The organism is Streptomyces siamensis, from assembly GCF_039543605.1.
Classification (GTDB): Bacteria; Actinomycetota; Actinomycetes; order Streptomycetales; family Streptomycetaceae; genus Streptomyces; species Streptomyces siamensis.
This window is the reverse complement of record NZ_BAABKB010000045.1, coordinates 306,115-321,638: the sequence shown is the minus strand read 5'-3', so window position 1 is coordinate 321,638 and position 15,524 is coordinate 306,115. Positions and strand designations below refer to the sequence as shown.

The 15,524-nt window shown below is 69.5% G+C and carries 14 protein-coding genes, 1 rRNA gene and 1 riboswitch; of the genes, 12 read left to right on the top strand and 3 right to left on the bottom strand.

The genetic code is table 11. The features are described 5' to 3' along the window. The 5 genes from rrf to ABEB03_RS41595 form a co-directional block, all read left to right on the top strand. Positions 1-75, top strand: a 5S ribosomal RNA gene (gene rrf / locus ABEB03_RS41615); the annotation flags it as partial. A gap of 167 nt (positions 76-242) precedes the next feature. Then, complete coding sequence (locus tag ABEB03_RS41610) at positions 243-851, top strand: CDP-alcohol phosphatidyltransferase family protein (RefSeq protein WP_345658240.1); 609 nt, start codon at positions 243-245, stop codon at positions 849-851. 116 nt (positions 852-967) lie between these two features. Beyond that, positions 968-3,463, top strand: a complete 2,496-nt coding sequence (locus ABEB03_RS41605) for a mannose-1-phosphate guanyltransferase (protein WP_095932913.1) — start codon at positions 968-970, stop codon at positions 3,461-3,463. Positions 3,464-3,561: 98 nt separating this feature from the next. Further along, on the top strand, positions 3,562-4,455 hold the full coding sequence (locus tag ABEB03_RS41600; RefSeq protein WP_345658239.1) for a DUF881 domain-containing protein: 894 nt from the start codon (positions 3,562-3,564) through the stop codon (positions 4,453-4,455). Further along, on the top strand, positions 4,452-4,784 hold the full coding sequence (locus tag ABEB03_RS41595; RefSeq protein WP_003988855.1) for a small basic family protein: 333 nt from the start codon (positions 4,452-4,454) through the stop codon (positions 4,782-4,784). The genes ABEB03_RS41600 and ABEB03_RS41595 overlap by 4 nt, the downstream gene beginning before the upstream one ends. Positions 4,785-5,104: 320 nt before the next feature. On the opposite strand, the gene ABEB03_RS41590 is transcribed toward ABEB03_RS41595, so the two are convergent. Further along, the gene (locus tag ABEB03_RS41590) at positions 5,105-5,683 is read right to left on the bottom strand and encodes a hypothetical protein (RefSeq protein WP_345658256.1); all 579 of its coding nucleotides are present in this window, start codon (positions 5,681-5,683) and stop codon (positions 5,105-5,107) included. On the opposite strand from ABEB03_RS41590, the gene ABEB03_RS41585 reads away from it, so the two are divergent. The 6 genes from ABEB03_RS41585 to ABEB03_RS41560 all read left to right on the top strand — a co-directional run bounded on the left by ABEB03_RS41585 (position 5,621) and on the right by ABEB03_RS41560 (position 11,303). Continuing rightward, entirely contained in the window at positions 5,621-6,433 is an 813-nt protein-coding gene (locus ABEB03_RS41585) for a DUF881 domain-containing protein (protein WP_345658255.1), read from the top strand. The two genes, ABEB03_RS41590 and ABEB03_RS41585, sit on opposite strands and share 63 nt — an antisense overlap. 61 nt (positions 6,434-6,494) lie before the next feature. Next, positions 6,495-7,463 (top strand): FHA domain-containing protein, encoded by a 969-nt coding sequence (locus tag ABEB03_RS41580; protein ID WP_345658238.1) that lies wholly within the window; start codon positions 6,495-6,497, stop codon positions 7,461-7,463. 42 nt (positions 7,464-7,505) lie between these two features. Continuing rightward, positions 7,506-8,261, top strand: coding sequence for a transcriptional regulator FtsR (gene ftsR, locus ABEB03_RS41575; protein ID WP_345658237.1), 756 nt, complete (start codon positions 7,506-7,508; stop codon positions 8,259-8,261). An 86-nt stretch (positions 8,262-8,347) separates the two neighbouring features. Beyond that, complete coding sequence (locus tag ABEB03_RS41570) at positions 8,348-8,821, top strand: bifunctional nuclease family protein (RefSeq protein ID WP_006123076.1); 474 nt, start codon at positions 8,348-8,350, stop codon at positions 8,819-8,821. Between the two features lie 241 nt (positions 8,822-9,062). Next, the gene (locus ABEB03_RS41565; RefSeq protein ID WP_425589372.1) at positions 9,063-9,737 is read left to right on the top strand and encodes a MerR family transcriptional regulator; all 675 of its coding nucleotides are present in this window, start codon (positions 9,063-9,065) and stop codon (positions 9,735-9,737) included. A 102-nt stretch (positions 9,738-9,839) separates the two neighbouring features. Further along, on the top strand, positions 9,840-11,303 hold the full coding sequence (locus ABEB03_RS41560) for a DNA polymerase IV (protein WP_345658236.1): 1,464 nt from the start codon (positions 9,840-9,842) through the stop codon (positions 11,301-11,303). On the opposite strand, the gene ABEB03_RS41555 is transcribed toward ABEB03_RS41560, so the two are convergent. After that, positions 11,222-11,596: a PRC-barrel domain-containing protein gene (locus tag ABEB03_RS41555; protein WP_028800503.1), complete on the bottom strand. Its 375-nt coding sequence runs from the start codon at positions 11,594-11,596 to the stop codon at positions 11,222-11,224. The genes ABEB03_RS41560 and ABEB03_RS41555 overlap by 82 nt on opposite strands. Before the next feature lie 113 nt (positions 11,597-11,709). After that, a riboswitch (glycine riboswitch) is annotated at positions 11,710-11,805 on the top strand. Positions 11,806-11,979: 174 nt separating this feature from the next. Here ABEB03_RS41555 and gcvP point away from each other — a divergent pair. Beyond that, entirely contained in the window at positions 11,980-14,865 is a 2,886-nt protein-coding gene (gcvP, locus tag ABEB03_RS41550; RefSeq protein ID WP_345658235.1) for an aminomethyl-transferring glycine dehydrogenase, read from the top strand. A gap of 130 nt (positions 14,866-14,995) precedes the next feature. On the opposite strand, the gene ABEB03_RS41545 is transcribed toward gcvP, so the two are convergent. Next, positions 14,996-15,202 carry a DUF5999 family protein gene (locus tag ABEB03_RS41545; protein ID WP_095932904.1) on the bottom strand — a complete coding sequence of 69 codons (207 nt, stop codon included), beginning with the start codon at positions 15,200-15,202 and terminating at the stop codon, positions 14,996-14,998. Positions 15,203-15,524: the final 322 nt, after the last annotated feature.

The window sequence follows — 15,524 nt, the reverse complement described above, 5'->3', positions numbered from 1 at the left end:
AACCCGGAAGCTAAGCCTTACAGCGCCGATGGTACTGCAGGGGGGACCCTGTGGGAGAGTAGGACGCCGCCGAACTAATATTGGAGCTCCGGCTCTTGGGCACACCGCCCGAGAGCCGGAGCTTTTTTGCGTTGAGGAGCGCTTCCGTCGGTGGCGCTCCACCCCCTCCGCACCGCGGCTCGAAGGCTGCGGGTAAGGTCAGGGGGCATCATCGGCTCATTTTTCCCACAGGAGGCCCCCGGGTGGAGGTCCAGGAGACCCGTGTCCAGACGGACCGGGTCCTCACCATCCCGAACATCCTCAGCATGGCGCGCCTGGTCGGCGTACCCGTCTTCCTGTGGCTGATCCTCAGGCCGGAGTTCGGCGGCCCCAAGAGCGACGGCTGGGCGCTGCTCGTGCTCATGCTGAGCGGTATCAGCGACTATCTCGACGGCAAGCTCGCACGTCGCTGGAACCAGATCAGCAGTCTCGGCCGGCTGCTCGATCCCGCCGCCGACAGGCTCTACATTCTGTCCACCCTCGTCGGTCTCACCTGGCGCGAGATTCTCCCCCTCTGGTTGACGGCCGCACTTCTGGCGCGCGAGCTGGTTCTCCTGGTGATGGTGGGCATCCTCCGCAGGCACGGCTATCCGCCGCCGCAGGTGAACTTCCTCGGCAAGGCGGCCACGTTCAACCTGATGTACGCCTTCCCGTTGCTGTTGCTCAGCGATGGAAGCGGATGGATCGCGTCACTCGCCGCCGTTTTCGGATGGGCGTTCGCAGGGTGGGGTACAACCCTGTACTGGTGGGCAGGAGTCCTCTACGTGGTACAGGTCCGCCGGCTTGTCAGGGCGGACGCCATGGCCGATTGAGCTCGGCCCGACTCGGTAGCGAAGACGCTCCGATGGCCCGCGCTCGAAATCTGCGGGACAATCTGGACGGGTGAAGTCGGCTAGACCGTCGTCTCTTCAAGGAGGACGCTTCCGACATGAAGGCCGTCGTGATGGCCGGAGGCGAGGGCACACGCCTTCGCCCCATGACCTCGAGCATGCCCAAGCCGCTCCTGCCTGTGGCGAATCGCCCGATCATGGAGCATGTGCTCAGGCTGCTGAAAAGGCATGGGCTCAGCGAGACCGTCGTTACCGTTCAGTTCCTGGCGTCACTCGTCAAGAACTACTTCGGCGACGGCGAAGAGCTCGGCATGGAGCTGACTTATGCCAATGAGGAGAAGCCACTCGGTACTGCCGGGAGCGTCAAGAACGCCGAAGAGGCGCTGAAGGACGACGCTTTCCTCGTGATCTCCGGTGACGCACTGACCGACTTCGATCTCACGGAGCTCATCAATTTCCACAAGGAAAAGGGCGCGCTCGTCACCGTCTGCCTGACGCGCGTACCGAATCCGCTGGAATTCGGCATCACCATCGTGGACGAAGAGGGCAAGGTCGAGCGCTTCCTGGAGAAGCCGACCTGGGGCCAGGTCTTCTCCGACACCGTGAACACGGGCATCTACGTCATGGAGCCCGAAGTCTTCGACTACGTCGAGGCCGATGTGCCGGTCGACTGGTCCGGTGACGTCTTCCCGCAGCTGATGAAGGAAGGCAAGCCCATCTACGGCTATATCGCCGAGGGCTACTGGGAGGACGTCGGCACCCACGAGAGCTACGTGAAGGCGCAGGCCGACGTCCTGGAAGGCAAGGTCGAGGTCGAACTCGACGGCTTCGAGATCTCCCCCGGCGTATGGGTCGCCGAGGGCGCAGAGGTGCACCCCGACGCCGTACTGCGGGGACCGCTCTACATCGGCGACTACGCCAAGGTCGAAGCGAACGCCGAAATCCGCGAACACACCGTGGTCGGCTCCAACGTCGTCGTCAAGAGCGGCGCCTTCCTCCACCGGGCCGTTGTGCACGACAACGTGTACATCGGTCAGCACAGCAACCTGCGCGGCTGCGTCGTCGGCAAGAACACCGACATCATGCGGGCCGCCCGGATCGAGGACGGCGCCGTCATCGGCGACGAGTGCCTCGTAGGCGAAGAATCGATCATCCAGGGCAACGTCCGCGTCTACCCGTTCAAGACCATCGAGGCCGGTGCCTTCGTCAACACCTCGGTGATCTGGGAGTCGCGGGGCCAGGCGCATCTCTTCGGCGCCCGAGGGGTCACCGGAATCCTGAACGTGGAGATCACTCCGGAACTCGCCGTGCGACTCGCCGGCGCCTACGCGACGACCCTGAAGAAGGGCTCCACGGTCACGACGGCCCGTGACCACTCCCGAGGCGCGCGAGCACTGAAACGAGCGGTGATCTCGGCACTCCAGGCCAGCGCCATCGACGTACGCGACCTGGAGAACGTGCCGCTGCCGGTGGCCCGGCAGCAGACCGCCAGGGGCAGTGCTGGCGGCATCATGATCCGCACCACACCAGGGGTGCCGGACTCCGTCGACATCATGTTCTTCGACGGACAGGGCGCCGACCTGTCGCAGGGCGGACAACGCAAGCTGGACCGGGTCTTCGCACGACAGGAGTACCGGCGTGCGTTCCCCGGTGAGATCGGGGACCTGCACTTCCCGGCCAGCGTCTTCGACTCGTACACCGGATCACTGCTGAGGAACGTCGACACCACCGGGATCGCGGAATCCGGGTTGAAGGTCGTCGTGGACGCCTCGAACGGCAGCGCCGGACTGGTGCTGCCCAGCCTCCTCGGCAAGCTCGGGGTCGACTCGCTGACCATCAACCCCGGTCTCGACGAGTCCAGGCCGACCGAGACGGCGGACACCCGACGGGCCGGACTGGTACGCCTCGGAGAGATCGTCGCGTCGGCCCGCGCCGCCTTCGGGGTGCGCTTCGACCCGGTGGGCGAGCGGCTCTCCCTCGTCGACGAGAAGGGGCGGATCGTCGAGGACGACCGCGCCCTGCTGGTCATGCTCGACCTGGTCGCGGCGGAACGGCGCAGCGGGCGGGTGGCGCTCCCGGTGACGACCACACGGATCGCCGAGCAGGTGGCCGCGTACCACGGCACGCAGGTGGAGTGGACGACCACGTCGCCCGACGACCTGACACGGGTCGGCGGCGAAGAGTCGACGATCTTCGGCGGCGACGGGCGCGGCGGATTCATCATCCCCGAGTTCAGCAGCGTGTTCGACGGCGCGGCCGCCTTCGTACGGCTCATCGGGCTCGTGGCACGGACCCAGCTCACCCTCAGCCAGATCGACGCGCGGATTCCGCGGGCGCACGTCCTCAAGCGTGACCTGGCGACCCCCTGGGCCGTCAAGGGCCTCGTGATGCGCCGTGTCGTGGAGGAGGCCGGAGACCGGTTCGTGGACACCACCGACGGCGTGCGGGTCGTGGAGACCGACGGGCGCTGGGTGATGGTGCTCCCGGACCCCGCCGAGGCCGTCACCCATTTGTGGGCCGAGGGCCCGGACGACGCCTCCGCGGAGGCTCTGCTCGACGAGTGGGCGGCGGTCGTGGACAGCGCCGGCCGGTAGCACGCGTGCGTGCCGGACAAGTGCCCCCAAGGGGGCCTGTCCGGCACGTAGGTGGGGCCATTCGGAGGTAGCACCCGCGACGTGCGACGATGTGCGGCATGCCGCAGCAGCCCCCCGTTCGGAGCAGCGCTCCACGCCCCTCGCGCCCGGACGCCTCCATGTCGCTGCTCACCAACGTCATGGACCACAGCCTCGACGACGGATACGCCGAGGCAGCCGCCCGCAAGCAGGCCGAGGGCGCCGGCGGCATGCCGAAGACGGTCCGGGCGAAGCTGGGGCTCGCCGCCGGGCTCGTCCTCGCGGCCCTCGTGGTCACCGTGGGCGCGGCGAACGCACGCATAGCCGCCCCGGTCGTCGCCAAGGAGCGCCAGGAGCTCATCGACCGGGTCGAACGCGAGACGAAGACCGCGGACAAGCTGGAGAGCACCGTCGACTCCCTGCGGGCCGACGTGAACGCCCGGCAGCGTGAGGCGCTCAAGAAGAGCGGCGGTGACCAGGCCGACCTGGTGAGCATCCTGTCGGGCGCGACCGATGTGCACGGCCCCGGCGTGAAGCTCGTCGTGAACGACGCCAAGGAAGCCAGTACGGGGGGTGGCGGGAACCCGCGGGAGACCTCCGGGTTCTCCGACACCGGGCGCGTCCGCGACCGTGACATGCAGCGCGTCGTCAACGGCCTGTGGGAGTCGGGCGCGGAGGCCATCGCCATCAACGGACAGCGTCTGACAGCCCTGTCGGCGATCCGTGCCGCGGGAGACGCGATACTGGTCGACAACAAGCCGCTGGTGCCGCCGTACACGGTGCTCGCGGTGGGGGACGGCAAGCGCCTCAGCACCAGGTTCCAGAACAGCGCCGACGGGTTGTATCTGCATGCGCTGCAGGAGAACTACGGCATCCGGACCGGCATTTCCGTCGAGGACGACATCCGGTTGTCCGCCGCACCGAGTGTGATCGTACGTACAGCAGAGCCGAGCACAGAGAAGGGCACATCGTGATCGCCGTACTGGGCCTCGTCGTGGGAGTCGTGGCTGGACTGTTGGTCCGGCCCGAGGTTCCGGCGGTCGTCGAGCCTTACCTCCCGATCGCCGTCGTGGCGGCGCTCGACGCCGTGTTCGGCGGTCTGCGGGCGATGCTCGACGGGATCTTCGACGACAAGGTCTTCGTGGTGTCGTTCCTGTCGAACGTGGTCGTGGCCGCGCTGATCGTCTTCCTGGGCGACAAGTTGGGCGTCGGCGCGCAGCTCTCCACGGGTGTCGTGGTCGTCCTCGGTATCCGCATCTTCTCCAACGCCGCGGCGATCCGTCGGCACGTGTTCCGGGCGTGAGGCCGATGAGCAACGAGGACGAGAACCCCCAGGCTTCCGAGAACCCGAGGCCCTCCGAGAGCGAGCGGCCCGTCGAGGGCCGCACACCGCCCGACGAGCGCGGGCCCGCCGCGGACCCCCGGTCTGCCGAGGAGCACGGGCCCGCGGCGGACACCACCTCTGCCGCCGACCCCAGGTCTCCCGAGGGGCGGAGGCCTGCCCAGAACCCCTCTTCCTCCGAGAGCCGGACTTCCTCCGGGAACGAGGGGCGCTCGGAGGAGCGGAGGCCGGCAGAGAGCCCCGCGCCGCCTCAGGCTCCCCAGCAGCCCCGGACACCCCAGTCAGCCCGGCCTCCTCAGCCGACGCATCCTGTTCGGCCTTCTCAGCGCTTCCGACTGCCCGAGGACGCCGAGCCGCAGCAGCCCGCGGGACCGACGCAGGGCGCTCAGCCGCAGCAGCCCGCGCGACCCACGCAGGGCGCCCAGCCGCCGCAGCCGGGAGGGCCGGGTCACGGTCCGAGGCAGTCGCAGCAGGTTCGCCCCCCTCAGGGGGCTCAGCCCGGGCGCCCGGTGCAGCCGGGACCGGGCGGCCGGCCCGCGCACCCGGGTCGGCCGGCTCAGGGCATGCAGCAGCCGGGTCCCGCGCAACAGCCCCGCCCTGCGCAGCGGCCGGGCCCTGCGCAGCAGTCGGGTCCCGTGCAGCAGCCCCGCCCGGCCCAGCAGTCGCGTCCGATACAGCAGTCGCAGTCGCAGTCGGCGCGGCCACCGCAGTCTGTCCGGCCCTTCGAGGGCCCGCAGCCGTCCAGGAGCTCCGAGCCCCCGCGCAACGTCCAGCCGCCCGGTGCTCCGGAGAACCGGCTGCGCAAGGAACTTCCCCAGGAAGTACCCGCCGCGGCTCGTTCCGGAAATTCCGGTGCACATCAGGACGAAGAGGGCGCCGGGCCTTCGATGACCGGACGTCAGCGCCTGGTCGACGGACTGTGGCCGCCGCGTGTGTCGCGTGCCCAACTCATCGTCGCCCTGCTCCTGTTCGGTCTTGGATTCGGTCTCGCCGTCCAGGTCGCCTCCAACAGCGACAGCGGCAGCGCCCTGCGTGGAGCACGTCAGGAAGATCTCGTACGCATTCTCGATGAACTCGACAACCGAACTCAGCGTCTTGAGGACGAGAAGCAGGGTCTCGAGGATCAGCGCACCGAGCTGGAGAACAGCTCGAACCAGGCCGAGGAGGCTCGCAAGCAGACGGTCGAGAAGGAGAAGCAACTCGGCATTCTGGCGGGCACCGTGGCGGCGCAGGGGCCCGGCATCACCGTGACGATCGACGACGCGAAGGGGACGGTGAAGGCGGACATGCTGCTCGACGCGGTCCAGGAGCTGCGCGCGGCCGGCGCGGAGGCGATCCAGGTGAACGGCGTGCGCGTCGTCGCCAATACCTTCCTGAGCGATTCCGACGGCGGAGTGAAGGTCGACGGGAACAAGATCGCCCAGCCCTATCGTTTCAAGGTCATCGGCAAGCCGCAGGACCTGGAGCCGGCGCTGAACATCCCCGGAGGTGTGGTGCAGACACTGGAGAAGGAGCAGGCCACCGTGACGGTGGACCGTGCGACCAAGATCGTGGTGGACGCCTTGCGACCGGCGAAGCGGCCTGACTACGCTCGGTCGTCCTCCCAGTGAGCCGGGGTCGCATGAGGGTCGTCCGGCGAGGGCATGAGGTTGCGGGGGGTCGGCGCACCGATTGGGTGGTGCGTGGTGGAAACTGTCTGGTGGATACGGACGTTGTGAGGATGTCCGGGTCGACCGGTGTGTTCAATCAGGGTTCGTCCTGCCCCACGGGCGGGTCTGTTTCGGTCAAGGGGAATCGCCCGTGAAGTTGTTTGCGAAGTTGTTCGGCAAGAGCGCGCGAGAGGGCAGCGGTGACAACGCCACCGCCCGGCACCGTGCACCGCGCCAGGGAGACGCGGAGGCCCACGGCGGCGACCGCCCGCTGTTCCGTGACCAGGTCGCTGGTCCGGGTGGTGACATTTCCGGTGGTCAGGGCGCGCCGTCTGTTGACCCTGCCCAGTCCGGCCGCATAGGTTTCGGGGATCCGTCGACCTCAAGTGCGGGTGGAGGGTTTGCCTCCGACCCGTATGCGTCCCATGCCCCCGGTGGGCAGCCGCGGCAGGAGGATCCGTCCATGGCCCTGGTGTGTACGAGGTGCGGTAACCGCAACGCCGAGAACAGCCGGTTCTGTTCCAACTGCGGTGCGCCGCTGCGAGGCGGCGCCGAGCGTCCGTCCGAGACGACGTCCACGATCTCCATCTCCGGCATCGAGGCCTACGACGCCGAGGTGACGGGGCAGACGCCGTCGCCGATGCTCTCCCCGGAGGCGCAGGCGGCCGTCGACGCGCTGCCGCTCGGCTCGGCGCTCCTGGTGGTGCGCCGTGGTCCGAACTCGGGCAGCCGCTTCCTGCTGGACGGCGAGCTGACCACGGCGGGGCGTCATCCGCAGAGCGACATCTTCCTGGACGACGTGACGGTGTCGCGTCGCCACGTGGAGTTCCGTCGCGCGGCGGACGGCTCGTTCACGGTGGCCGACGTCGGCAGCCTGAACGGCACGTACGTCAACCGCGAGCGGATCGACCAGGTCGCTCTGGCGAACGGCGACGAGGTGCAGATCGGCAAGTACCGGCTGGTGTTCTACGCGAGCCAGCGGGCCATCTGACCCTCCCCCAGACTCCGTCAGGGGGGACCCCAGGGAAGGTCCATGCTTCAAACACCGAGCGGCGGTGCCGGCAACGGTACCGCCGCCACGGACAGTGGGCTGATGAGCATCGGCGTGGTGCTGAACGCACTGCGCGACGAGTTCCCCGAAGTCACCATCTCCAAGATCAGGTTCCTGGAGTCGGAGGGGCTCGTCGAGCCGCGGCGGACCCCCTCGGGGTACCGCAAGTTCAGTGCCCACGACGTCGAGCGCCTCGGTCACGTCCTGAGGATGCAGCGGGACCACTACCTGCCCCTCAAGGTGATCCGCGAGCACCTGGAGGCCCTGGAGCGCGGTGAGCCCGTGCGTCTGCCGTCCGTGGGCCGTCAGCGCGACGCGGGGGACGGCGAGCCCCTGGGCGACTTCCTGGGCGAGCCGGAGGCGCCCACAGCGGCCCGCGTGGGCCGTGCCGAACTGCTGGCCGCCGCGGAGATCGACGAGCGGGACCTGGCGGAGTGGGAGTCGTACGGGCTGATCGCACCGCTGGCGGACGACGTGTACGACGCCGAGGCGGTGACGGTCGCGACGCTGGTCGTCGAGCTGGGGCGGTTCGGGATCGAGCCACGCCACCTGCGCGCGATGAAAGCCGCCGCGGAGCGTGACGCGGGGCTCGTGGACCAGGTGGTGGCCCCGCTGCGGCGCCATCGCAACCCGCAGACGCGGGCGCACGCGGAGGCCCGTACGAAGGAGCTCGCGGGGCTCACGGTGAAACTGCACGCGGCGCTCGTGCAGACCGCGCTGGGCGTACGACTGCCCTGAACCGGGGCGCCGGCCGGGGCTCCGGATCGTCCACCCGTTCTGTGCCCGACTACCCAAACGTCCCGGGCACGGCCTAGGGTTGCTGTGTGAACGAGCTCGATGTCGTAGGTGTCCGGGTCGAAATGCCCTCCAACCAACCGATCGTGCTTCTGCGTGAAGTGGGAGGCGACCGGTACCTCCCCATCTGGATCGGACCGGGGGAGGCGACCGCGATCGCCTTCGCCCAGCAGGGCATGGCCCCCGCACGACCGCTGACCCACGACCTGTTCAAGGACGTGCTGGAGGCCGTGGGCCAGGAGCTCACCGAGGTACGCATCACGGACCTGCGTGAGGGCGTCTTCTACGCGGAGCTGGTCTTCGCCAGCGGGGTCGAGGTCAGCGCACGGCCGTCCGACGCCATAGCGCTGGCGCTGCGCACCGGAACGCCGATCTACGGCAGCGACGGCGTGCTGGACGACGCCGGCATCGCGATCCCGGACGAGCAGGAGGACGAGGTCGAGAAGTTCCGCGAGTTCCTCGACCAGATCTCGCCCGAGGACTTCGGTACCAACAGCCAGTGAGGCCCCGCCACCGCCCATCGGCGGTGTCCGCGGAGGCGCGCCGGTCCCGGCGGCAATTGCCCGTGGCCAGCGTGGTGTGCCGCGGCCCGGGCCGGGAGCATTCGGCTAGCCTTTCCCCGCGGTGGGGCACGAGAAACCACTCTTAGGGTGATTATCACTCGGCGTGCCGAGTGTGGCGATCGTTGACGCACCCGTGGTGACTGCCTACCGTCGAGAAGGCAGGTCAAGGACGGAGGTCGGCGTGAGAAACAGCGGCGACGGTACGGCTGGGGGTGCCCCCGGACACGGTCTGGGGGAGAGCGGCCCGTACCCTCCCACCAGCGCTCGGCTCCGCTCGAGCAGGGGGTACCCCGACCACGGCAGCACGGGCGAGCACGCTCCGCTGCGGCCGACGGCGGTGCCGGACGAGGGAGGGGCCGTTTCCGAGGAGATCGGCTACCGCGGTCCCACGGCGTGTGCCGCCGCGGGCATCACCTACCGGCAGCTGGACTACTGGGCGAGGACCGGGCTCGTCGAGCCGAGCGTGCGGCCCGCCCACGGATCCGGGACGCAGCGGCTCTACAGCTTCCGTGACGTCGTCGTCCTGAAGATCGTCAAGCGGTTCCTGGACACAGGTGTGTCGCTTCAGAACATCCGCACCACGGTCCAGCACCTCAGGGAGCGCGGCTTCCGGGACCTGGAGCGGATGACGCTGATGAGCGACGGCGCGACCGTCTACGAGTGCACCTCGCCCGACGACGTCCACGCGCTGCTCCAGGGCGGCCAGGGGGTCTTCGGGATCGCGGTGGGAGTGGTGTGGCGGGACGTCGAGGGCGCCCTGTCGCAGCTGCACGGAGAGCGGGTGGACACCGGCGAGACGCTCGTCGGGCACAACCCCGCGGACGAGCTGGCACGGCGGCGCAACCGGGCTGTGTGACCTCCCGGGCGTCCCCGCGAGGGGCGTGCTGCTTCGCGGGCCGTCCCGTGGGCGGCGGGCCGCGCAGGGGCATTGTCAGTGGCGTGGTGCAGCATCGGACATGTGAGAACCGCGCCCACGATCCTGCATCTCGACATGGATGCCTTCTTCGCCTCGGCGGAACAGGCGTCCAAGCCGAGTCTGCGCGGAAAAGCGGTCGTCGTGGGCGGGCTCGGACCGCGCGGAGTCGTCGCCACCGCGTCGTACGAGGCCCGGGTGTTCGGCGTCCACTCGGCGATGCCCATGGCCCAGGCTCGCCGCCTCGCACCGAACGCCGCGTATCTCGTGCCCCGCTTCAGCCTCTACAAGGAGGTCAGCGAGCAGGTGATGGCGCTGCTGCGGGCCCTGTCGCCCCTGGTGGAGCCGCTGAGCCTGGACGAAGCCTTCGTGGACCTGGAAGCGGGGGGCGCCGCCTGGGACGAGGGCTCGGCGCGGCTCGCCGGGGTGAAGCTGCGCGCGGACATCCGTGCCGTCACGGGACTCACGGGATCGGTGGGCCTCGCCGCGTCCAAGATGCTCGCGAAGATCGCCTCTGAGCAGGCCAAGCCCGACGGACTGGTCCTGATAGAGCCCGGCACCGAGCGCGCGCTCCTGGGGCCGATGTCGGTGCGGACGCTGCCCGGCGTGGGTCCCGCCACCGGGGACCATCTGCGGCGGGCGGGGATCACCACGGTCGAGGAGATCGCCGAGGCGGGTGAGGACGAGCTCGTGCGACTGCTGGGGAAGGCGCACGGACACGCGCTCCACGCGATGGCGCTGGCGCACGACGAGCGGCCCGTGGTCGCCGAGCGGGAGACGAAGTCCGTCTCGGTCGAGGACACCTATGACGTGGACATCCACGACCGGATGCGGGTCGGTCTGGAGGTGCAGCGGCTCGCCGACCGCTGTGTGCAGCGGCTGCGCGGGGCGGGGCTGTCGGGGCGGACCATCGTCCTGAAGGTGCGGAGGTACGACTTCTCGACACTCACCCGGTCCGAGACGCTGCGGGGGCCCACGGACGATCCGGCGGTCGTGCGGGAGGCCGCCGCGCGGCTCCTGGAGGCCGTGGACACGACCGGTGGGGTGCGGCTGCTGGGGGTCGGAGTCTCCGGGCTCGCGGACTACACGCAGGAGGACCTTTTCGCGCAGGCGCAGGCCCGTGCCACGGCGGAGGAGCCCCCCGGCCAGGAGCACCCCGCCGACGAGGAGTCGCGCGATTCCGGGGCGTCACCGGAGGCGCCCGCCGAGCGCCGGTGGCCCGCCGGGCACGATGTGCGGCATGCCGAGCACGGGCACGGCTGGGTCCAGGGCAGTGGCCTGGGGCGGGTCACGGTGCGGTTCGAGACGCCCTACTCCGTGCCGGGGCGGGTCAAGACGTTCCGGACCGACGACCCCGAGCTGGAGCCGGCCGATCCGCTGCCCCTGGTCGTTGCGGTGGATTCCCCGGACGCGTTGGAGCATCCGGGTCAGGGCTCGTCCGAGCCCGCGACCTTGCCGAAGTCACGGTCCGGCGGAGGCGGGGAGGGGGCCGCCACGTCGAGTCCGTAGTGGTGGTAGAGCTGGAGCTCCTGCTCGGGCGAGAGGTGCCGGCCCACGCCGAAGTCGGGAGCGTCCTTGATCAGGGCCCGGTCGAAGGGGATGCGCAGGGCCCCTTCCACGAGTTCACTGGGCTCCAGGGGCACGAAAGCGTCCCTGCTGAAGAGGCCTGTGCGTATGGCCGCCCACTCCGGTACACCGGTCGCGTCGTCGAGGTACACCTCGTCGATCGTGCCGATCTTGGTGCCATTGCGGTCGAACGCCTTGCGGCCGATCAGGTTGCGCGGATCGATGTCGGTCTGCACGGGCCCTCCACTTGGTCGCAACTCATCCGTAAGCACTACAAAAGAGCAGATTCAGGCAGGCGGCCACTCGAAGGATCGTGTCTTGTCCTCGCTGGTAGGCTGACAGCGGCTGCTGACCCCGTGCGGGAGAGTCCTCCAGACTTCATCGGAGGCGCCGAAGGAGCAAATCCTCCCCGGAATCTCTCAGGCACACGTACCGCACGGACGAGGTCACTCTGGAAAGCAGGGCGGTCGCCGATGGCCTCCGCCCTCACCGACGGTGAAAACCGGCACGTCGGACGGGCCGGTGAAGCTCTCAGGTTGAGATGACAGAGGGGGAGGCCGTCGGGGTACCCGTGCCGGGGTGCCCCTCGAAGGTCGCGTCAGACCAGGAGGCCTCCGCAATGACCGCCCACCGCATTCCGCTCTCCGAGCTCGAACAGGGAATCCCCTTTGAGCAGCGCCACATCGGGCCCGACCTCGAGGCCAGGGCCAAGATGCTCGCCCACGTCGGATACGGCTCGCTCGACGATCTGACGGCCGCCGCGGTGCCGGACGTGATCAAGAATGCCGAGGCGCTGAAGCTTCCCGGCGCGCGTACCGAGGCGGAGGTCCTCGCCGAGCTGCGTTCCCTCGCGGACCGCAACGAGGTGCTCGGTTCGATGATCGGCCTCGGCTACTACGGCACGTTCACGCCGCCGGTGATCCTGCGCAATGTCATGGAGAACCCGGCCTGGTACACCGCGTACACGCCTTACCAGCCGGAGATCTCGCAGGGCCGCCTGGAGGCGCTCCTCAACTTCCAGACCGTGGTCGCCGAGCTGACCGGGCTGCCGACCTCGGGCGCCTCGCTGCTCGACGAGGGCACCGCCGCCGCGGAGGCGATGGCGCTGTCCCGGCGCATGGGCAAGAACAAGAACGGCCTCTTCCTGGTCGACGCGGACGCCCTGCCGCAGACCATCGCCGTCATCGAGACTCGCGCCGAGCCGACCGGCGTCGAGGTCGTCGTCGCCGACCTCAGCGAGGGCATCCCGGCCGAGATCGCCGAGCGCGACATCAACGGCGTGCTGCTCCAGTACCCCGGCGCCTCCGGTGCCGTACGCGACATCAAGGCGGTCGTCGACCAGGCCCACGAGCTCGGCGCCGTGGTCACCGTGGCCGCCGACCTCCTCGCCCTGACCGTGCTCACCTCGCCGGGCGAGCTCGGCGCCGACATCGCCGTAGGTACGACGCAGCGCTTCGGTGTGCCGATGGGCTTCGGCGGTCCGCACGCCGGCTACATGGCGGTGCAGGAGAAGTTCGCCCGCAGCCTGCCCGGTCGCCTGGTCGGAGTGTCCGTGGACGCCGACGGACACAAGGCGTACCGCCTCGCCCTGCAGACGCGCGAGCAGCACATCCGCCGGGAGAAGGCCACCAGCAACATCTGCACTGCTCAGGTGCTGCTCGCCGTGATGGCCGGCATGTACGCCGTCTACCACGGTCCGGACGGTCTGCGGACCATCGCGCGACGCACCCACCGGTACGCCACCGTGCTCGCCGCGGGTCTGACGGCGGGCGGGGTCGAGGTCGTGCACGGCGCGTACTTCGACACGCTGACCGTGCGGGTCCCGGGCCGGGCCGCTGAGATCGTCGCCGCCGCCCGCGAGCACGGCGTCAACCTCCACCAGGCGGACGCCGACCACGTGTCGATCTCCTGTGACGAGACCACCACGCGTCGCGAGCTCGGCGCCGTGTGGACCGCGTTCGGTGTCGAGGGCGACGTCGAGGCACTCGACGCCACGGCCGAGGACACCCTGCCGGCCGCGCTGCTGCGCACCGACGACTACCTCACCCACCCGGTGTTCCACCAGCACCGCTCCGAGACCGCGATGCTGCGCTACCTGCGCAAGCTGTCCGACCGCGACTACGCGCTCGACCGCGGCATGATCCCGCTGGGCTCCTGCACGATGAAGCTCAACGCGACCACGGAGATGGAGCCGGTCACCTGGCCCGAGTTCGGCCAGCTGCACCCCTTCGTCCCGGCCGAGCAGGCTCAGGGCTACCTCACGCTGATCACGGAGCTGGAGGAGCGGCTCGCCGAGGTCACCGGGTACGACAAGGTCTCGCTCCAGCCCAACGCCGGTTCGCAGGGCGAGCTGGCCGGTCTGCTGGCCGTCCGCGGCTACCACCGGGCCAACGGCGACGAGCAGCGCACCGTCTGCCTCATCCCGTCCTCCGCGCACGGCACCAACGCCGCGAGCGCCGTGATGGCCGGCATGAAGGTCGTGGTCGTCAAGACCGCGGACGACGGCGAGGTCGACGTCGAGGACCTGCGTGCCAAGATCGAGCAGTACCGCGACGAACTCGCCGTACTGATGATCACGTACCCCTCGACGCACGGAGTGTTCGAGGAGCACGTCGCCGACATCTGCGCGCAGGTCCACGAGGCCGGCGGTCAGGTCTACGTCGACGGTGCCAACCTCAACGCGCTGGTGGGTCTGGCCAAGCCGGGGCACTTCGGCGGTGACGTCTCGCACCTCAACCTGCACAAGACGTTCTGCATCCCGCACGGCGGTGGCGGCCCGGGCGTCGGCCCGGTCGGGGTGCGCGCGCACCTGGCGCCGTACCTGCCCAACCACCCCCTGCAGCCCGCGGCCGGTCCGGAGACCGGTGTGGGCCCGATCTCGGCCGCTCCGTGGGGCTCCGCGGGCATCCTGCCGATCTCCTGGGCCTACGTCCGGCTCATGGGCGGTGAGGGCCTCAAGCGCGCCACGCAGGTGGCGGTGCTGTCCGCGAACTACATCGCCAAGCGTCTGGAGCCGCACTACCCGGTGCTCTACACCGGTCCGGGCGGGCTCGTCGCGCACGAGTGCATCATCGACCTGCGCCCGCTCACCAAGGCGACCGGCGTGAGCGTCGACGACATCGCCAAGCGCCTGATCGACTACGGCTTCCACGCGCCGACGATGTCGTTCCCGGTGGCCGGGACGCTGATGATCGAGCCGACCGAGTCCGAGGACCTGGGTGAGCTCGACCGGTTCTGCGACGCGATGATCGCGATTCGCGCGGAGATCGACAAGGTCGGCTCGGGCGAGTGGGCGGTCGACGACAACCCGCTGCGAGGTGCCCCGCACACCGCCGCCGCGCTCGGTGGCGAGTGGAACCACGCGTACTCGCGCGAGGAGGCCGTCTTCCCGGCCGGTGTCTCGGCCGCGGACAAGTACTGGCCGCCGGTGCGCCGCATCGACCAGGCGTACGGCGACCGGAACCTCGTCTGCTCCTGCCCGCCGCTGGACGCCTACGAGGACTGATCGACACGGCGGACGCGGGCGACTACGAGGAGTAGTCACCCACGGACATGCGTCGGGGCCGGTTCGGAGAGTACGTCTCCGGGCCGGCCCCTCGTATGTCCGGGCCGCGTGCCTGCGACCCGTGGTTGCCTCAGGCGGCCGTCATCACCTGTGCGCTGCCCAGCGGGCGGTGCGGGGCGATGATCTGACCGTCGGGCAGGAGCTCACCGGTGTCCTCGAAGAGCAGAACGCCGTTGCACAGCAGGCTCCATCCCTGCTCCGGGTGGTGCGCCACGAGACGGGCGGACTCCCGGTCGGCTGACTCGGCTGACGGACACGGTGGCTGGTGCTGGCACATGGATGGGATCTTTCGCTGGGTAGAGATGTGAGTGATGGCTGTGGTGTCTGTCCCGCGGCTCGATGAGTTCATGGCCGCCCCCCGTTGGTGTGTGGTCTGGAAACCAGTGTTGCTCTACGGACGTCAATCCGCAGGGATTTCGCGGCACCGCTTCTTACAGGTTGATGACGCATCACCCGTGCGGACGGTTCATCCCAACTGCACTGTCTCTTCGGGTGGTTCGGGGTGGTCGAATAGGGCTAGTCCGGTCGGGGCGCCGGGCACGTCCTGCCTCGTACGAGCGCTGTGGAGCACCGACGAGCGCGCTTGTGCGGCGGTCCGG